Raw genomic sequence first — 18,712 nt, 5'->3', positions numbered from 1 at the left:
CGGCCCCGTCGATCAGGGCTCGCCCGACGCCAGCAGCCGCGCGAAACCCTCCTCGTCGAGCACCGGGACCCCCAGCTCCTCGGCCTTGGCGGCCTTGGAGCCGGCGTTGGCCCCGACGACGACGTAGTCGGTCTTCTTGCTCACCGAGCCCGACGCCTTGCCGCCGCGGGCGATGATCGCCTCCTTCGACTCGTCGCGGGAGTAGCCCTCCAACGACCCGGTGACGACGACGGTCATGCCCTCCAGCGTCCGCTCGATCGAGGCGTCGCGCTCGTCCCGCATCCGCACCCCGTCGCGCTCCCACTGGTCGACGATCTCCTGGTGCCAGTCGACCTCGAACCACGCCACCACCGAGTCGGCGATGATCTGCCCGACCCCCTCGGTGGCGGCCAGCTCCTCTGCCGAGGCCGCGCGGATCGCCTCGACCGAGCCGAACTCCGTGGCCAGCGCCCGGGCAGCCGTGGGACCGACGTGGCGGATCGACAGCGCCACGAGCACCCGCCACAGCGGCTGCTCCTTGACTGCTCGCAGGTTGTCGAGCAGCCGCAGCCCATTTGCGGAGACGACGCGACCGTCGACGACCTCGTCCGCGGGGTCGGACTTCTTGGCGGCCCGCGTGAAGAGCGGCACGGCCAGGAGCCGCTCCCGGTCGGCGCGCTGCTGCTCGGGGGTGGGCGGCTCGGCCGAGGTGCCGTGCGCGAGCCCGAACAGCTGTGCCTCGTTGCTGATGACGCCGGCGTCGAGCAGGGCGCCCACGCCCTCGCCGCCGAGCGCCTCGATGTCGAAGGCGCCGCGGCTGGCCAGGCTGAAGAGCCGCTCGCGCAGCTGGGCGGGGCACTCCTTGCTGTTGGGGCAGCGGATGTCCTTGTCGCCCTCCTTCTGCTCGGCGAGCTCGGTGCCGCAGGACGGGCAGTGGGTCGGCATGACGAACTCGCGCTCGCTGCCGTCGCGCAGGTCAGCGACCGGCCCGAGGATCTCGGGGATGACGTCGCCCGCCTTGCGGAGCACGATCGTGTCGCCGATGAGCACCCCCTTGCGCTTCACTTCGTACTGGTTGTGCAGGGTCGCGCGCTCCACGGTCGAGCCCGCGACGAGCACCGGCTCCATGACGCCGTAGGGCGTGACCCGGCCGGTGCGCCCGACGTCCACCCGGATGTCGAGGAGCGTGGTGGTGACCTCCTCGGGCGGGTACTTGTAGGCGATCGCCCAGCGCGGCGCCCGAGACGTCGCGCCGAGCTGGCGCTGCACCGGCACCTCGTCGACCTTGACGACGACCCCGTCGAGCTCGTGCTCCACGTCGTGCCGGTGCTCGCCGTAGTAGGCGACGAACTCGTGGACCTCCTGCGGCGTGGCGAGCACCTTCGCGCGGTCGCTGACGGGAAGACCCCAGGCCGCGAGCACGGCATACGCCTCGCTCTGCGTCGTGATGTCGAAGCCGGTGCGGGCGCCGATCCCGTGCACCAGCATCCTCAAGGGCCGACTCGCAGAGACGCGCGGATCCTTCTGCCGCAGCGAGCCGGCGGCGGAGTTGCGGGGGTTGGCGAACGGTGCCTTGCCCGCCTCGACCAGGGAGGCGTTGAGCTCGGCGAAACCCTCGAGAGGGAAGAAGACCTCGCCCCGGATCTCGACCAGCTCAGGGATGGCCACGTCGGTGCCCTCGCCCTGCTCGGTCGGCGGTGTCAGCCGGTGCGGGACCCCCTCGATGGTGCGGACGTTGAGCGTGACGTCCTCACCGGTGCGCCCGTCACCCCGGGTGAGCGCCTGGGTGAGGCGGCCCTCTTCATACAACAGATTGACGGCGAGCCCGTCGATCTTGAGCTCGCAGAGATAACTGACCTGCGCTCCCCCCGCCTCGCGCTCGACCCGCTCGAACCACTCGTCCAGCTCCTCCGGCGAGAAGGCGTTGTCGAGGCTGAGCATGCGCTCACGGTGGTCGACCGCGGTGAACTCGGTCGAGAAGGTGCCGCCCACCTGTTGCGTCGGGCTCTCCGGGGTCCGTAAGGCGGGGTATGCCGTCTCCAGCTCCTCCAGCTCGCGCAGCAACGTGTCGAACTCACCGTCGGTGACCGTCGGAGCGTCGCGGACGTAGTAGGCGAACTGGTGCCCGCGAATCTCCTCGGCGAGCTCGGCCGCGCGGCGACGGGTCTCCTCCGGGGGCAGATCGGCGGCCTCCGCAGAGGCGCTGGGATGCGTCGAGGGGCTGGTGTCGGTCACGTGCCCAGTGTGGCGCACGGGCCCGACAGACCAGCCCCTCGAGTCGCGGGTGGGTCAGCGGGAGGTCAGGGGGTCGCCTGGAAGTAGGCGCTCGACTCCTTCTTCCACAGCAGGAAGACAATTACCGCCGCCAGAGCTGCGGAGATGACCGAGAGGACGATGGCGAACCCACCCGTCGCGCCCGGAAGCAGGCTGGAGCCGAAGAGGGAGAAGAGAGTCGTGGCCACGTTGATGACGGCCAGGACGGTCGCGACGATGCGGGCCCAGCCCTTCCCCTTGCCCAGGAGCCAACCGACGAGGAACCAGATCAGCGCGACGACCACGCCCGACGCCAGAGCGGTCGGCCCGGCGACCGCCACCTGCGCGTCGATGATCTCGCTGGACGCGGTCTGGCCGGTGGCCTCGAGTGCGGCCTCGATCCGCTCCCGCACCGACTCGTCGCTCTCCAGGAAGCCGGCGATGCCGGTGATGAGGGAGACGACACCGCCGCCATAGGTGAGCTTCTCCGCCAGGCCGACCGAGCCCGGCTTCGCGACCGGCTGGCCCGGGGCGCCGCCGTCGTAGCCCGGTGCAGCGCCGTAGCCGGGCGCGGCCTGGTAGCCCTGCGGCTGCTCCGGCCGTGGTGCGTCGGGGTCGTGATGGTAGGGGTCGTCGGACCCGGGATGCTGCGTCATGGCTCTCTCTTGTCCTCGGTGGGCATCGGTGTATGCCCCTGCGGGCCCAATCTAGCCACGCGCCACGGATCAGGCGAGGACCGTCTCGGCGAGGCGTCGCCCCACCTCGACGCCCGCCCGGGTGACCGCACGCGCCAGCTGCGGGGTCTCTCCGGCGAGTCCGCATGGGGGCGTCAGCCCGACCTGCCCCAGCCGGACCTCCTCCAGCCCGGCCTCGTGCCACCGTCGCCGCAGGTCGGCAACCGGGTCCGCGGCCAGCAGGTCGATCCCTGCCCACAGCCGGACCCCGTTCTCTACGGCCTCCGCCACCTGCTCGAAGCGCCCGCGCACCACCTGCGCCAGGTCGAGCGCGACGAACCCTGCGCGAGCCTCGCGCAGCACGTCGACCGGCGGGTCGGAGGCGCAGGTGTGCACACCGCATACCTCGCCGGTGGGCTGGTCGAGCACCTGCCGCAGCAGCGTCACCACCTCGCCCCGCTCGGGGCTGCGCAGCACGCGATAACCGGACTCCGACCGGATCCGCCCGGCCAGCACCGCGGTGAGCGACGGCTCGTCGACCTGCAGCGCGAGGCGCGCGCCGGGCACCAGCGACTGCACCCGCGTCAGGTATGCCGCAACCCCCTCGGTCAGCGACGCCGCCACGTCGCGGGTCGCGCCGGGGTCGTCGAGCACCCGGTCGCCGAGCGGGCGCCACAGCGAGGCGGCCAGCGTCCACGGCCCGGCGACCTGCACCTTGAGCGGTCCGGCGTAGCCGTCGAAGGCCTCGGCCAGCTCGTCGAGATCCTGGGTGAGCAGCGACCCGGCCCGCTCGGCGTCGCGGCCCGGGCGGTCGATCAGCCGCCACCCCTGCGGCTGCAGGTCCACCGGCAGATCGACGAGCAGGTGCGCGGCCCGGCCGATCATGTCGGCACCCGGGCCGCGGGCAGGCAGTTCCGGGAGGTAGGGGACGGTGGAGACGCCGTCGTGCTGCGCGTCGGCGAGCTCGCCCTGGATCACCCGCAGCGCCTCGCGCACGTCGGTGCCGGGCCAGGATCCGATGCCGGTGACGTCGACCACGGCGTTCACTGTAGACGGTGGCGCCGGGCGACATCGGCACGCCGCGTGCGGGCTTTCAGCCATCCCGCCAGGACCAGCCAGAGGGCGGCCACGACGCCGCCCCAGAGCAGGGCCCCGACGAGCAGCGACGGGTCTCCCGGCTCGCGCTCCGCACCGGCCCAGATCGTGAGCTGACGCACCACCGCGAGGGCTGCGCCGGCATACATCAACCACTGCGCCCAGCGCACCTGCGCCGGTCGCCGCCGGGCCCACTCCGCGCGGGTCTGTGCCACCATCGCGTCGACGCCGTCCGACGAGACGGCTCTGTCGTCCTTCATCTCACTGTCCCTGTCTCCTCCTCGAGACCAGCCCCGGTGACCGGGCCTGCTCCCTTCTGACGGCGACGGGGCGGGACGGGTTTGTCCTGCGGACTCACGCCAGCAGGCTGACGACCACGGCCAGCACGACGGTGTTGAAGACGAAGGCGACGATCGCGTGGATGGTCGCGGTCCGGCGCACCTCAGTCGTCTGCAGGTCGACGTCCGTGGTGCCGAAGGTGCTCGACACGGCGATGGCGACGTAGGCATAGTCACTGAGCCGCTCCTGCACCGGCCCGTCTGCGGACGGGAACCCTAGGGCCTGGCCGCTGCTCTGCATGTCTTCCACGAGATAGGCCACGGTGAACGAGACCGCCACCGTGATCCAGGCCGTGACCACCAGGACAACCGCGAGGCCGGTCCTCCCCTGCGCGTCCAGCGTCGAGCCGAGGCCCCCGGGCAGCCACAGGACCGTCACCACCAGCGCGGCCACACCGACCGCGATGGACATCCCCGGGCCGGGAGCCGTGCCCAGCACATAACGCTGGACGAAGGTGCCGCGCTGCTCGGTGCGTGCCCAGGCGTCGAGCTGACGTCGGGTGGACCGACTGAAAGCGAGGATCGTGATGAGGCTGTAGAGCGCGAAGTAGGCGATCATCCACACCACGATCACGTCCGGCACGAGCTCGCCCAGCGCGGCGTCGCGCACGTCGATGACGGGTAGCGCCGCCAGCACGACCAGCACCCCCAGCGGCGAGACCAGGAGGACGCGCCGAATCTCCGGCAGCCACCAGCGCGGCTCCAGCATCCGCATCATCCTGCGGCCCTCCCCGTGCTCGCGATGGTGGCCGAACCCACCACCCTCGTGCCGTCGTAGAGCACCACGGACTGCCCTGGCGCCACTCCCCTGATCCGGTCGGCCAGGTGCACCGTCACCGTCTGCGGTATGCCGTCACTCCCCCGCGCGCCGACACTCACCCTGGCCGGGTGCTCGGCGCCGTGGGCGCGGATCTGGGCGCCGAGCTCCACGTGGGTCCGCGGCGCCGGCGCCGGGCCGCACCAGCGGAGGTGGTCGCCCTCGATGAGATCGACCCCGAGCAGCTCCTCGGGACCGACGACGACGGTGTTGGTGGAGGTGTCGGTGGACACGACATACCTCGGCCTCCCGTCTGCCGCAGGCACTTTCAGGCCCAGACCACGGCGCTGACCGACGGTGTATCCGTGCGCCCCGCCGTGCTCGCCGACCACATCCCCCTCGCTGTCGACGATCGGCCCGGGGCGCTCGCCGAGGCGCTTCGCGAGATAGCCGCGGGTGTCGCCGTCGGCGATGAAGCAGATGTCGTGGGAGTCCGGCTTCTTGGCGACCGAGAAGCCCCGCTCCTTGGCCTCCGCGCGGATGTCGGGCTTGGTGGTGTCGCCGAGCGGGAAGAAGCTCCGGGCGAGCTGGTCGGCATCGAGGACGCCCAGCACGTAGGACTGGTCCTTGTCCATGTCGACGGCGCGGTGCAGCTCACGCCGGATGCCTTGCGGCGCAGCAGGATCGGCGACCTCATCGATCTGCGCGTAGTGCCCGGTCGCGACCGCGTCGAAGCCGAGCGCGAGGGCCTTGTCGAGCAGCGCGGCGAACTTGATCTTCTCGTTGCACCGCAGGCACGGGTTGGGAGTGCGGCCGGCCGCATACTCCGCGGCGAAGTCCTCGACCACGTCCTCGCGGAAGCGCTCGGCCATGTCCCAGACGTAGAACGGGATGCCGAGCCGGTCGGCGACCCGGCGGGCGTCGCCGGCATCCTCGATCGTGCAGCAGCCACGGGCCGACTCGCGCAGGGTCGCCGCCGACTGGGCCAGCGCCAGGTGGACGCCGACGACCTCGTGGCCCGCGTCGAGCATCCGGGCGGCGGCGACGGCGGAGTCGACCCCGCCGCTCATGGCGGCGACGACGCGCATCAGGCGCTCCGGGGCTGGCTGCGGGCTGCGGGCGGGCGGGAGTCGGCGACAGGGGCGGACGGTTGGCGGGACGACGCAGCGGCGTGGGCGCGGCGGGCGCGCTCCAGGGCAGGAGGCAGCGCGGCGAGGAACGCGTCCACGTCTGCCTGGCTGGAGCCGTGACCGAGGGTGAGGCGCAGCGCACCGGCAGCCTTCTGCGCCGGGATGCCCATGGCGAGGAGCACGTGGCTGGGCCGCGGCACGCCGGCCTGGCAGGCAGACCCGGTCGAGCAGGCGACACCGGCCGCGTCGAGGAGGTAGAGCAGCGAGTCGCCCTCGCAGTCCGCGACCCGGAGGTGGACGTTGCCGGCGAGCCGCGTCGTCGTGTCGCCGCGGGTCCACGGACCGGACACGGTGATGCCGGGGTCGAGCGCGAGAGCGCCCTCGATCAGCGCGTCGCGCAGGCGCGCGAGGTGGTGGGCGTGGCTCGCCTGGTGCTCGGCGGCGTGGCTGACCGCGAGGGCGAGCCCGGCGATGGCGGGGGTGTCCAGCGTGCCCGAGCGCAGCCCGCGCTCCTGTCCTCCGCCGTGGGTCAGAGGCACTGGCGACTGGTCACGCCCGGCGGTGAGGACGCCCACCCCGAGGGGGCCGCCGACCTTGTGGCCGGTGACGACGCCGAGGTCGACCTGGCTCAGGTCGAGCGGCAGCTGGCCGAGCGCCTGGACCGCGTCGGAGTGGATCGGTATGCCGCGCCCGCGTGCGATCGCGGCCAGGTCGGCGACCGGCTGGACCGTGCCGACCTCGTTGTTGGCCCACATGATGCTCACCAGGGCAGCGGTGTCGGGGCCGCCGTCGGCCTCGAGCGCGGCGGTGAGGGCATCTCCTGTGATCAGGCCATCGGTGTCGGGCTCGACCCAGGTGACCCGGGCGCCCTCGTGGGCCACGAGGTGCTCGACCGGGTCGAGGACGGCGTGGTGCTCGATCCCTGACACCACGAGCCGGTCGCGCGCCGGATCGGCAGCCCGGCGAGCGGCATACGTGCCCTTGACGGCAAGGTTGTCGCCCTCGGTGCCGCCGGAGGTGAAGATCACCTCCGAGGCACCCACCCCGAGCGCCTCGGCGATCTGCTCGCGCGACTCCTCGACGATGCGGCGGGCGCGGCGGCCCGGGTCGTGCAGCGAGCTGGCGTTGCCCGTCTCGCGCATCTCCTGGGTGACCGTCTCGATCACCTCGTCCAGCACCGGCGTCGTCGCGGCGTGGTCGAGGTAGGCGCGGTGGGCCTGAGGCGAGGGGATGGACGGCGTGGTCATGACGGTCACCCAGTCTACGAGTCCTCACCGGATCTTCCGGCGTGCACAACGAGGCACAGGAGTCGCATCGGCCCAGGAAGCCGGCTGATGTGCACGCCCGGAGGTCCGGGCCCCTCGCCGGAGCCTGAATCTCCCCCGAGGTGCGAAACACTGTCGGCCTCATCCGACAGGACCAGGTATGCACTCTCCCGACGACGCGATCGAGCGGCTCTTCCGCTCGTGCTACGCCGACCTGGTGCGCTTCGCGGTCCGCCGCTGCGAGCCGGACCGGGCCGAGGACGTCGCCGCCGAGGTCTTCATCGTCGCGTGCCGTCGCCGAGAAGACCTGCCGGTCGAGCTCGGTGACGCCCGCGCCTGGCTCTTCGGCATCGCTCGTCGGATCCTGCTGGCGGAGCAGCGGGGGTATGCCCGTGGCCGAGCCCTGCGAATCCGGCTCGAGTCGGAGCCCCGTGAGGTGGCGACGCAGCATGAGGACGGCACGCTCGCCCTCATCGACCTCCGCTCGGCCTGGGAGCGCCTCACCTCCCTGCACCAGGAGGCCATCGCCCTCACGGCCCTCGATGGTCTCAGCGGACCCGAGGCCGCGCGGGTGCTCGGGGTGTCCCCCGTGGCCTTCCGGCTGCGGCTGATGCGCGCCCGTCGGGCGCTCGCCGCTCACCTCGACTCCCCCGCTGCCTCCGACCGCGCACGCCCGCCCCGTCCCTGCCTGACCGAAGGAGCCCCGTGATGGCGATCGACGATGCAGCCCTGCAGATGCTAGACCCTGGACGTCGGGTCGCCGACGAGATCGTCGACGGCGAGCCCGCGCAACGCCTGTGGCGGCGCCTCCAGAAAGAGTGGCCGGACCACGCCGCGCTGACGCCCTCTGCCCCCGACGCCCCTCGCACCCCGCAGACACCGGCTCGGGCCCCTCGCGCACGATGCGTCGGCGGAGGGGGATCGACCCGATGGTTGATCCCCGCCTCTGTGGCCGCTGCCGGACTCGTCGCGGTGAGCATCCCGCTGCCGGAGAGCGAGGCGTATGCCGGATGGACGGCATACCCCACCGGCACCGCCGCGTCGAGCGACAGCCCCGGGGCGCGGGACTGCGAGCGGATCATGACGACCCCGATGCCCTCCGGCCCTCGGGCCACGCCGCCGGATCAGGAATCCTTCCCGGACCTTCGGACGGTCCTGGTCGAGGAGCGCGGCGTCTACACGCTGGCCATCGCCCGGAGCGACGCCGGGATCCTGGCCGAGTGCCTCATCCAGACCTCGGGCGGTGGGGCTGGCGCGGCGGCGGCGTCCTCCACCGAGACCTCGGCCCCACCGCCCGCCGACTCCCTCGCCGTCGAGATCTACACGACCTCGTCCTACGTGCCGGGGGAACCGCAACCGGGAGAGCCCGAGGACGCCCACTCCGTCCTCGCCGGCCTGGTGGGCGACGAGGTGGTCGGCGTGGTGGTCAACACCCCGCAGCGAGGGCCGGTGCGTGCCAGCGTGGCGGACGGCGTCTTCGCCGGCTGGTGGCCGTGGGAGTTCGTCTTCGGCACGCACGAGGCCTATCCCGACCTGACCTTCGACCTCGAGCTGGCCGATGGGACGGTGCGCCACGGCATCCCGCTGGAGCGTGCGGATGCCCGGCCCTCGGCGGAGCAGCAGAACTGAGGAGATCGCTCCCCCCAACCCGCATCCCGACCTGGGCAAGGGTCTGCACCGGATGCACCGGTGTCGACCGTGTGTCCGGTGCGCAATCTTGCCCAGGTGGGGCGGGTAGACGACAGACCTGCGTCAGGTGCACAACCGTGCCCAGGTCGGCGCCGCTCGGTGAGTTTGCGCGGCGGACCTGACCTGGTCGTCAGCCCTTGTTCTGCTGCACCGTGTCGGTGGCCTGCGGCAGCACGGTGAAGAGGTCGCCGACGATGCCGTAGTCGACCAGCTCGAAGATCGGGGCCTCGGCGTCCTTGTTGACGGCGACGATCGTCTTGGACGTCTGCATCCCGGCCCGATGCTGGATCGCGCCGGAGATGCCGGCCGCGACATACAGCTGCGGGCTGACCGAGACACCGGTCTGGCCGACCTGGTGGGAGTGGGGGTACCAGCCCGCGTCCACCGCGGCGCGCGAGGCACCAACCGCGGCGCCGAGCGCGTCGGCGAAAGCCTCGACCGGGCCGAAGTCGCCGTTGGTGCCGCGCCCGCCGGAGACCACGATCGCGGCCTCGGTGAGCGAGGGGCGGCCGGACTTCTCCTTCTCGGCGCGCGCGGTGATGCGGGCGGCCTTCGCGGCGTCCGACACCTCGACCGACACCGTCTCCTCGGCCGGGGTGGAGGCGGACTCCTCGACGGCGATGCTGTTGGGCTTGACCGTGATGATCGGGCTGCCTTGGGTGACCTGGCTGGTGACCGTGTAGTTGCCGGCAAAGACCGACTGGGTCGTCTGCACCCCGCCGTCGCCGCCGGGCTGCACGTCGACGGCATCGGTGACCAGGCCCGACTCGGTCTTGATCGCGAGCCGCCCGGCCACCTCCTTGCCGTCGTTGGTCGAGGCGACGAGCACCGCCGCGGGCGAGGTCTTGCCGACGAGATCGGCGAGCAGCTCGGCCACCGGCGCGACGAGGTGGTCGGTGTAGACGGGGTCGTCGGCGAGGTAGACCTTCGCAGCGCCGTAGCGCGCGAGATCCTCCTTCGCCGCGTCATACCCCTGCCCGACGAAGACGGCCGACGGCTCGCCCAGGCGGCGGGCGGCGGTCAGCATCTCGGCGGTGGTCTTGCGGACGTCTCCGTCGACGTGGTCGACCAGGACGAGGACTTCACTCATGGTGGTTGCTCCTTGGTATGCAGTAGCTGGTCGACTCAGGCCAGGCGGCGGTCGGCGAGGAAGCCGGCCAGGGCCGCGCCGCCCTCGCCCTCGTCGGACACGACCTCGCCCGCCGTGCGCGGCGGCCTGGCCGTGGTCTCGGTGACGGCGGTCCACGCGGCGCCGAGGCCCACCTGGCCGGCGTCCACGCCGAGGTCGTCGAGGCCCCAGGTGTCGACCTGCTTCTTCTTGGCCGCCATGATCCCCTTGAAGGAGGGGTAGCGCGGCTCGTTGATCTGGTCGGTCACCGACACCACGGCCGGCAGGATGGACTCGACGGTCTCGGAGTAGGCCTCGTTGTCGCGGCGGATGGTCACCGTGCCCGCGCCCGCGTCGACGGTGAGCTCGGAGGCGAAGGTGACCTGCGGCATACCCAGGCGCTCGGCGAGCATCGCCGGGACGACGGACATGACGCCGTCGGTCGAGGCGAGACCCGTGAGCACCAGGTCGACGTCACCGATCTTCTGGATCGCCGCCGCCAGGATGAGCGAGGTCGCGACCGAGTCGGAGCCGGCGATGGCGTCGTCGAGGATGTGGACCCCCTGGTCGGCACCCATCTGCAGACTCTTCTTCACGGCGGTCTCGGCGTCGTCGGGACCCATGGTGAGGACGGTGACCGTGGTGTCCGCGTCACCCTCCTCCTTGATCTTGAGCGCCTCCTCGACGGCATACTCGTCGAGCTCGGAGAGCAGGCCGTCCACCGCCTCACGGTCGGTGGTGTGGTCGGACTCGAAGCTGCGGTCGCCCTGGGCGTCCGGCACGTACTTCACACAGACGACGATGTTCACTGCTCACGTCCTCGTGGTTGTGGGTGGTCGTAGGCGACCATCATTCCACTTTACGTTCGCGTCACCTGAACCGGGTGCTGGTATACGCTTCCCGGCTCAGACGAAGAGCGTCGGGACCCAGGCGAGGACCATCATGGCCAGCGTCAGCAGCGGGTAGAGCAGGACCCCGACCCGGCGGGCCACCGCGCTGCGCCGGGGCCGCTCGCCCGGTCCGGTGATCTCGTCCTCCTCGGGATTCAGCGCAGCGAGGGTGCTGGAGGCGACCAGGGCCACGACACCGACCACGGCCGGTGGCACCACCGGGAGGGTGGCGAGCTCGGTGGGCAGCAGCAGCAGGCTGGCGACGAAGAGCGTGAACGGTGTCAGCGAGACCACCCACCCCAGGACGGGCCGCTCCACGATCAGCCTCAGCACGACTCCGGGGCGAGCGAGCAGGATCGCCACCGAGACCGCGAGGATGCCAAGCATCACGACGGAGCCGGTGGTGACGGGTATGCGCTCGCCCGCGAGCCAGGCGTTGAAGGCGGCCAGGACGAGCAGCATGCCGGCGAGACCGAGCGCCAGCTCGAGGACCGTGCGGCGACCCAGCTTCCACTCCCCGCCCGCCGGGAGGGCGCGGGCATACTCCGCCGGGTCACCGAAGGCTTCTTCGGCCGACTCCCCCGACTCGCGGACATGACTCTCGACGGTGACCAGCTGGTCTCCGATGCGCTGCGGCAGCACACCGCGGAGGTTCTGCTCGGTCACGAAGGAGCGGACCCAGTCCGGCTCGACGCTCGGGGCGAGGCGCTCGGGGCTGGTCGGTCGCTTGGAGGTGGCGTTCATGACTGGCTCGCTCTCTGCTGCTGCGTGGCGCCGGTGGTGGCGGCGACGGCCCCGTCGGTCAGGCCTCGCGTGGTGCTGGTGAAGTCGGCCCAGCGAGCAGCCTGCTCGCCGGCGTGGTCGCGCCCCTGCTCGGTGAGCGCGAAGTACTTGCGGCCGGGGCCGCCCTCGCCGGGGCGCCACTCGACCGCGACGTGCCCCGCCTCCTCGAGGCGGCTGAGCAAGGGATAGAGGGTGCCCCCCTTGACCTTGCCCAGGCCGGCTTCGTCGAGGCGCTGGGTGATCGCGTAGCCGTAGCTGGGCCCGTCGAGCAGGATGCGCAGCACGCACACCCCGAGCACGCCGCGCAGCCACTCGCTCGGCCACTGCTCTGTTTTCATGACTAGATCATGCAACTGACTAGTCAGCCTTGTCAACTAGTTACGGCAAGCAGCTGTGAGCCAACCCGGGGAGGATCGGTGCAGGTGGACCGATCCTCACCCGCCAGGCCCACCCCAGCGAGGAGGATCGGTGCAGGTGGACCGATCCTCACCAGGCAGGGCCAGAGAAACGGGGAGGATCGGTGCTCGTGTACCGATCCTCCCCGCGTGGTCATGCGTCCGCGGTATGACGTGGGCTCAGCGCCCCTCGAAGTCCGCCTTCCCGGGGCCCTGCTCGACGAAGGAGGTCATGCCGATCTGGCGGTCCTTGGTCGCGAAGACACCGGCGAACTGCATCGCCTCGATCGCCAGGCCCGTCTCGAGGTCGCCGTCGAGCCCGCGGTCGATCGCCTCCTTGGCGGCGCGGAGCGCGAAGGCGGGTCCGTGGACGTAGGTCTGCACCATCTCCAGCGCCGTGGCGAACGCTTCACCCGGCTCGCAGACGCGGTCGACCATGCCCATGACCAGCGCCTCCTCGGCGTCGACCATCCGCCCGGTGAAGACGAGGTCCTTCGCCTTCGAGGGCCCCACCAGCCGGGCCAGCCGCTGGCTGCCACCGGCGCCGGGGATGACGCCGAGCAGGATCTCCGGCTGGCCGAGCTTGGCGTCCGAGGCGGCGACCCGGAAGTCGGCGCAGAGCGCGAGCTCGTTGCCGGCACCGAGGGCATACCCCTCGATCGCGGCGACCACGGGCTTGGGGATCCGGGCGACCCGGCTGAAGCACTCCTGGATGACGGGGGCGCGCTCCACCATGTCGGTGTAGCCCATCCGCTGCATCTCCTTGATGTCCGCCCCGGCCGCGAAGACCTTCTCACCGCCGTAGAGGATCACCGCGGCCACCTCGTCGTCCGCACCGACGATCCCGGCCGCCTCGCCCAGGGCGTCCTGGACCTCGATGGACAGCGGGTTCATCTTCGGCCGGTCGACCCGGATGGTCGCGATGCTGGAGTCGACCTCGACGCGGACGAACTCGCTCGCCGTCGCGACGACGCGGCTCACGCCTGGCCCTCCTGCGCGCCGCCCTCGGCACGGTCGCCCTGGGCACCGTCGCCCTGGGCGCCGTCGCCCTGGGCACCGTCGCCCTGGGCACCGTCGCCCTGGGCACCGTCGCCCTGCGCCGCGTCGCCCTGCTGCTTCTGCTTGGCCCTGGTCCCGATGGAGAGCCACGGCCCGACCTCGGTCCCCTCGGGAGCGCCCTCGGGCAGGTCCGGCTCCAGCCCGCGCTCCACCTGCGACTTGGCCACGACGTTGCGGTGCCAGAGCTGCAGCGCCTGGAGCACCAGGCCCGTCGCGATCTGCACCTTCGCCTTGGGCGGCTCGTTGCGGGCGATGATCTGCTCCACCGCGAGCACGAGGTTGCCGTTGGCGATGCCGGCCTTGACGAGGTTGACCCCGAGCGTGATGTCGTTGCAGCCGTTGAGGCGCGTGGGCAGGTCGTCGGGCACCGAGCTCGAGACCTGCCACTGGCCGAAGACCCGCATGATGTCGAACTGCTCGCCCTCGACCACCTTGACGAAGAGCTTCTGCTCCTGCACCTGGAAGGCCACGTCGCCCTGACCATCGAGGTTCGGCTGCATCTGCAGGTCCTGCAGGGCGTCGAGCACGCGGCCGGTCAGCGGGCGGTCCTGCGGCGGCGGGGGGAAGTTGGGCAGCGAGGTCGGATCACTCATGCTCCCAACGTATCGGCTCACCCCGGGGCGTGCGCACGCCGCCGAAACCTGGTCCCTAGGCTGTCCCGGCATGAGCGCTCTCATCCGTCCCCGCCGCAGCCTGGAGCGCCCCCCACCCCTGGGTCTGACGCAGACCGACGCCGGGCCGGAGATCGCGGTCGTGGCGCGGCACGCCACCCAGGTCGAGGTATGCCTCGACGTCGGCTCAGGCGAGCGCCGGATCCCGCTGCGGCGCAACGCCTACGGCATCTGGTGGGATCTCGTGCCCGAGCTCACGCCGGGCACGCGCTACGGCTTCCGCGTCGAGGGTCCCTGGGCGCCTGAGCAGGGCCACCGGCACAACCCGCGCAAGCTGCTGCTCGACCCCTACGGCCACGCCGTGGACGGCGAGGTCGACTGGGGCCCCGAGGTCTACGGCCACGTCGTCGTCGGCGACGGCTGGACCGACCCGGACGCCCCGGATCCCCGGGACTCCGCGGAGCACATGCCACGCTCGGTCGTCGTCGACCACACCTTCGACTGGGGCGACGACGCCCTCCCCGCGGTGCCGTGGACCGACACCGTGCTCTACGAGGCGCACGTCCGCGGGCTGACGATGCTGCACCCGGACGTGCCGCCGGAGATCCGCGGCACCTACGCCGCCCTCGGCCACCCCGCCGTCGTCGAGCATCTCACCAGCCTCGGCGTCACCTCGCTGGAGCTGCTGCCCATCCACGCCTTCACCTCCGAGCCGGCTCTCGCCCGGCGCGGGCTCACCAACTACTGGGGCTACAACACGCTCGGCTTCTTCGCCCCCCACGCGGGGTATGCCGCAGCGTCCGACCCGCAGGGCGTCGTCGACGAGGTCAAGGGTGCGGTCCGGGCGCTGCACCGGGCGGGCATCGAGGTCATCCTCGACGTCGTCTACAACCACACCGCGGAGCAGTCCTCGCAGGACGGGCCCACCCTGTCCCTCCGGGGGCTGGACAACCAGACGTCCTACCGGCTCGACGACCGGGGCCGCGACATCGACGTCACGGGCTGTGGCAACACCGTGGACCTGCGCGACCCCCTGGTGGCCCGGATGGTGCTGGACTCGCTGCGCCACTGGGTCGAGCGCTTCCACGTCGACGGCTTCCGCTTCGACCTGGCGCCGGCCCTGGCGCGGGGCCGCGACGACGCCTACGAGCGCGACCATGCCTTCCACGTGGCGCTGCAGACCGACCCGGTGCTCTCCCGGGTCAAGCTCATCGCCGAGCCCTGGGACGTCGGCGTCCACGGGTGGCGCACCGGCCAGTTCCCGGCGCCCTTCGCCGAGTGGAACGACCGCTTCCGCGACACGGCGCGCACCTTCTGGCTCGCCGACGTGGGCCGCCGGCTCCACGGTCAGCCCGGTCATGGGGTCCGCGAGCTCGCGACCCGGCTCGCCGGCTCGGCCGACCTCTTCGCGCACGGCATCCGTGGCCCCATCGCCTCGGTCAACCTCGTCACCGCGCACGACGGCTTCACCCTGGCCGACCTCACGGCATACGAGCGGAAGCACAACCACGCCAACGGCGAGGACAACCGCGACGGCCACGGCGACAACCGCTCGTGGAACCACGGCGTCGAGGGCCCGACCGACGACGCCGACGTGCTGCGGCTGCGCCGACGCTCGATCCGCAACCTGCTCGGGACGCTGGCGCTCTCCGCGGGGGTGCCGATGCTCGTCGCCGGTGACGAGTCGGGCCGCAGCCAGCAGGGCAACAACAACGCCTACTGCCAGGACAACGAGATCACCTGGGTGCCGTGGGACCTCGACGACTGGCAGCGCGACCTGCTCGAGGACACCCGCGAGCTGCTGGCGCTGCGCCGCGAGCTGGCGCTGCTGCGGCCGCCGGAGTTCCCCCTCGTCGACGCCGTGCCGGGCCGCACCCGCCTGCGCTGGTATGACGAGGCGGGCGAGGTCCTGGCGCCGCACCAGTGGGACGACCCGGGTCGGGCGACGCTCACCGCGGTCTTCGACACCCTCCACCACCAGGAGCCGGCCGTCGTCGCCCTGCTCCTGCACGCCGGGCCGGACCGCGCTGCGCTCACCCTGCCGGCGAGCGACGGCGTGGCGGGCTGGGACGTGCGCTTCAGCAGCGACGCCGACGCCGACGGCGTCCCCTCCCCCGATCCGACGGGTCGCGTCGAGGTCGGGCCCACCAGCCTCACGGTCCTCGTCGGCCGCGTCAGCCTCGCGGAGCAGACCACCGCGGAGCCGGGTCGGCCCTGACACCCCACGGTTGCCCGGGAGCCCCACTCTGACCCGGCGGCCCCACGGTTGCCCGACGGCCCCACGGTTGTCCGACGGCCCCCTCTGGCCCGGCGGCCTCACAGTTGCCGGGCGGCCCCACGGTTGCCCGACGGCCCCACGGTTGTCCGACATCCCTCCTGCTGCAGCCGATGGGGGCTCGAGAAACCGTGGGGGTTCCCACTAGCCGTGGGGTCTCCCGGCCACCCAGGTCAGCGGCACGGGCACCCCGCTACCCACGCGCGCACCTACCCGTTCTTGACGCGGTATGCCGTCCCGTCCAGGAGACGTGGGGCCGCGCGTGGTTTCCGGCGCGGAACCCGGGTAGCGTTGGGCGGGTGACCGAGCACTCGACCACGACCGCCAGCGCCTCAGCCACAGCCACCGCCAGCCCGCCTCCGGGGGACCCGGCACGAGCGACCGTCGACCGCTCCGTCCTGGCTGCCGTCGGGCAGGAGCCGCTGGGCCGCATACCTGTCCTCGACGTGGCGCCGCTCGTCGACGGCGGCCGGCGCCCGACCAAGTCCGTCGTCGGCGAGCTCTTCACGGTGACCGCCACCGTCTTCCGCGAGGGCCACGACGCGGTCAACGCGACAGTCGTGCTCGTCGCACCCGACGGGTCGGAGCGGCAGGTGCCGATGACCTGCACCAACCCGGGCCTGTCCCACTGGGAGGCGCAGGTGCACGCCGACGCCCCCGGTGTCTGGCAGTTCCGCGTCGAGGGCTGGTCCGACCCCTACGCCACCTGGGAGCACGACGGCACGATCAAGGTCGAGGCCGGGGTCGACGTCGAGCTCATGCTCGAGGAGGGCGCCCGCGTGCTCGAGCGCGCCCTGGACGCAGGCGAGCGTCCCGCCACGGAGCGTCACCTGCTCGAGGACGCCGTCTACACGCTGCGCCGCAGCGGGCTGCCCGTGCCGGACCGGCTGGCCGCCGGCACCTCCCCGGAGGTGCGCGAGGTCCTGACCCAGACTCCGCTGCGCGAGCTGGTCAGTCCCTCGCCGACCTACACCCTGCTGGTCGAGCGCCCGCTCGCGCTCACCGGCGCGTGGTACGAGATGTTCCCCCGCTCCGAGGGCGCCACCCAGGACCCCGAGACAGGCCTGTGGACCAGCGGCACCTTCGAGACGGCGCAGCGCCGGCTGCCCGCCATCGCCGACATGGGCTTCGACGTCGTCTACCTCACCCCCGTCCACCCGATCGGCACCGCCAACCGCAAGGGCAAGAACAACACCCTGGGCGCCGACGAGCACGACCCCGGCTCGCCCTACGCCATCGGCGCCGCCGAGGGGGGCCACGACGCGCTGCACCCCGACCTGGGCGACTTCGACGACTTCGATGCCTTCGTCGCCCGTGCCGAGGAGCTCGGGCTCGAGGTCGCGATGGACATCGCGCTGCAGGCCTCCCCCGACCACCCGTGGGCGCAGAGCCACCCGGAGTTCTTCCAGATCCGGGCGGACGGCTCGATCGCCTACGCGGAGAACCCGCCCAAGAAGTACCAGGACATCTACCCCGTCTTCTTCGACAACACCCCGGACGAGGTGTATGCCGAGATCCGGCGCGTCGTGCAGGTGTGGATCGACCACGGCGTGCGGATCTTCCGGGTCGACAACCCGCATACCAAGCCGGTCAACTTCTGGCAGTGGCTCATCGCCGATGTCGCGAAGGACCACCCGGACGTCATCTGGCTGGCCGAGGCCTTCACCAAGCCGATGATGATGCGCACCCTGGCCAAGGTGGGTTTCCAGCAGTCCTACACCTACTACGCCTGGCGCAGCACCGCCGCCGAGCTGCGTGACTACGTGACCGAGCTGGCGACCGAGACCGCGCCCTACATGCGACCCTCGTTCTGGCCGACGACGCACGACATCCTCACGCCATACATGAGCAACGGCGGGGTGACCGCCCACCTCGTCCGCTCCGCGCTCGCCGCCACCCTCGTCCCGACCTACGGGATCTACAGCGGCTTCGAGCACGTCGAGGACGTGCCGCGGCCCGGCGCCGAGGAGCACATCGACAACGAGAAGTACGAGTACAAGGACCGCCGCTGGGACGAGCAGGTCGACGGCCGCCCCGACCTCACCGGCTGGCTGACCATGCTCAACCGCATCCGCGCCGAGCACCCGAGCCTGCACTGGCTGCGCAACGTCACCTTCCACCAGGCCGAGGACGAGAACGTCCTGGTGTTCTCCAAGCACGGCGGCGGCGCCGACGACGGCTCCGCGCGCGACACCGTGCTCGTCGTGGCCAACCTCGACCCCTACACGGTGCGGGGCACCCGCCTACACCTCGACGTGCCCGCGCTCGGCCTGAGCTGGGGCGACCGGTTCCGCGCGCACGACCTCGTCACCGGCGCCACGTGGGAGTGGGACGACGCGCCCTACGTCGAGCTCGGTCCCGGCTACGGCCACGAGCCGGTCCACATCATCCACGTCACCACGGTCTGAGAG

General features: G+C 71.9%; 17 protein-coding genes. 4 read left to right on the top strand and 13 right to left on the bottom strand.

Annotated features, from left to right (window positions below; all coding sequences use genetic code 11):
* Positions 1-12: 12 nt before the first annotated feature.
* The 7 genes from ligA to AC5PYY_RS08265 all read right to left on the bottom strand — a co-directional run bounded on the left by ligA (position 13) and on the right by AC5PYY_RS08265 (position 7,473).
* Positions 13-2,214: an NAD-dependent DNA ligase LigA gene (ligA, locus tag AC5PYY_RS08295; RefSeq protein ID WP_493899294.1), complete on the bottom strand. Its 2,202-nt coding sequence runs from the start codon at positions 2,212-2,214 to the stop codon at positions 13-15.
* A gap of 65 nt (positions 2,215-2,279) precedes the next feature.
* Entirely contained in the window at positions 2,280-2,888 is a 609-nt protein-coding gene (locus tag AC5PYY_RS08290) for a hypothetical protein (protein WP_493899293.1), read from the bottom strand.
* Positions 2,889-2,957: 69 nt separating this feature from the next.
* Complete coding sequence (locus AC5PYY_RS08285) at positions 2,958-3,944, bottom strand: uroporphyrinogen decarboxylase/cobalamine-independent methonine synthase family protein (protein ID WP_493899292.1); 987 nt, start codon at positions 3,942-3,944, stop codon at positions 2,958-2,960.
* Between the two features lie 5 nt (positions 3,945-3,949).
* On the bottom strand, positions 3,950-4,261 hold the full coding sequence (locus AC5PYY_RS08280; RefSeq protein ID WP_493899291.1) for a hypothetical protein: 312 nt from the start codon (positions 4,259-4,261) through the stop codon (positions 3,950-3,952).
* A gap of 94 nt (positions 4,262-4,355) precedes the next feature.
* Complete coding sequence (locus AC5PYY_RS08275; protein ID WP_493899290.1) at positions 4,356-5,048, bottom strand: DUF1345 domain-containing protein; 693 nt, start codon at positions 5,046-5,048, stop codon at positions 4,356-4,358.
* A gap of 5 nt (positions 5,049-5,053) precedes the next feature.
* Positions 5,054-6,184, bottom strand: coding sequence for a tRNA 2-thiouridine(34) synthase MnmA (gene mnmA / locus AC5PYY_RS08270; protein WP_493899289.1), 1,131 nt, complete (start codon positions 6,182-6,184; stop codon positions 5,054-5,056).
* Entirely contained in the window at positions 6,184-7,473 is a 1,290-nt protein-coding gene (locus tag AC5PYY_RS08265) for a cysteine desulfurase family protein (RefSeq protein ID WP_493899288.1), read from the bottom strand. Before AC5PYY_RS08265 ends, mnmA begins: the two co-directional genes overlap by 1 nt.
* 178 nt (positions 7,474-7,651) lie before the next feature.
* Between AC5PYY_RS08265 and AC5PYY_RS08260 the strand changes: the two genes are divergently transcribed.
* The gene (locus AC5PYY_RS08260) at positions 7,652-8,200 is read left to right on the top strand and encodes an RNA polymerase sigma factor (protein WP_493899287.1); all 549 of its coding nucleotides are present in this window, start codon (positions 7,652-7,654) and stop codon (positions 8,198-8,200) included.
* Complete coding sequence (locus AC5PYY_RS08255) at positions 8,200-9,120, top strand: hypothetical protein (RefSeq protein WP_493899286.1); 921 nt, start codon at positions 8,200-8,202, stop codon at positions 9,118-9,120. Before AC5PYY_RS08260 ends, AC5PYY_RS08255 begins: the two co-directional genes overlap by 1 nt.
* Positions 9,121-9,310: 190 nt before the next feature.
* Here the strand turns inward: AC5PYY_RS08255 and AC5PYY_RS08250 are convergent, their stop codons facing one another.
* The 6 genes from AC5PYY_RS08250 to AC5PYY_RS08225 all read right to left on the bottom strand — a co-directional run bounded on the left by AC5PYY_RS08250 (position 9,311) and on the right by AC5PYY_RS08225 (position 14,008).
* Positions 9,311-10,270 carry an electron transfer flavoprotein subunit alpha/FixB family protein gene (locus tag AC5PYY_RS08250; protein WP_493899285.1) on the bottom strand — a complete coding sequence of 320 codons (960 nt, stop codon included), beginning with the start codon at positions 10,268-10,270 and terminating at the stop codon, positions 9,311-9,313.
* A 35-nt stretch (positions 10,271-10,305) separates the two neighbouring features.
* A complete protein-coding gene (locus AC5PYY_RS08245; protein WP_493899284.1) occupies positions 10,306-11,097 on the bottom strand; it encodes an electron transfer flavoprotein subunit beta/FixA family protein in 792 nt (263 codons plus the stop codon).
* A gap of 96 nt (positions 11,098-11,193) precedes the next feature.
* Positions 11,194-11,922: a hypothetical protein gene (locus tag AC5PYY_RS08240; protein ID WP_493899283.1), complete on the bottom strand. Its 729-nt coding sequence runs from the start codon at positions 11,920-11,922 to the stop codon at positions 11,194-11,196.
* On the bottom strand, positions 11,919-12,299 hold the full coding sequence (locus tag AC5PYY_RS08235) for a PadR family transcriptional regulator (RefSeq protein WP_493899282.1): 381 nt from the start codon (positions 12,297-12,299) through the stop codon (positions 11,919-11,921). The genes AC5PYY_RS08240 and AC5PYY_RS08235 overlap by 4 nt, the downstream gene beginning before the upstream one ends.
* Before the next feature lie 237 nt (positions 12,300-12,536).
* Positions 12,537-13,337: an enoyl-CoA hydratase/isomerase family protein gene (locus AC5PYY_RS08230; RefSeq protein ID WP_493899281.1), complete on the bottom strand. Its 801-nt coding sequence runs from the start codon at positions 13,335-13,337 to the stop codon at positions 12,537-12,539.
* On the bottom strand, positions 13,334-14,008 hold the full coding sequence (locus AC5PYY_RS08225) for a hypothetical protein (protein WP_493899280.1): 675 nt from the start codon (positions 14,006-14,008) through the stop codon (positions 13,334-13,336). Before AC5PYY_RS08225 ends, AC5PYY_RS08230 begins: the two co-directional genes overlap by 4 nt.
* A gap of 70 nt (positions 14,009-14,078) precedes the next feature.
* Here AC5PYY_RS08225 and glgX point away from each other — a divergent pair, with 70 nt between their 5' ends.
* Positions 14,079-16,244, top strand: a complete 2,166-nt coding sequence (gene glgX / locus AC5PYY_RS08220) for a glycogen debranching protein GlgX (RefSeq protein WP_493899279.1) — start codon at positions 14,079-14,081, stop codon at positions 16,242-16,244.
* 356 nt (positions 16,245-16,600) lie between these two features.
* A complete protein-coding gene (locus tag AC5PYY_RS08215; protein WP_493899278.1) occupies positions 16,601-18,709 on the top strand; it encodes a maltotransferase domain-containing protein in 2,109 nt (702 codons plus the stop codon).
* Positions 18,710-18,712 lie beyond the last annotated feature (3 nt).

Source organism: Serinicoccus sp. JS2-9, assembly GCF_059025165.1.
Note: the sequence above shows the minus strand (reverse complement) of the source record. Positions and strands in the feature narration are given on the sequence as shown.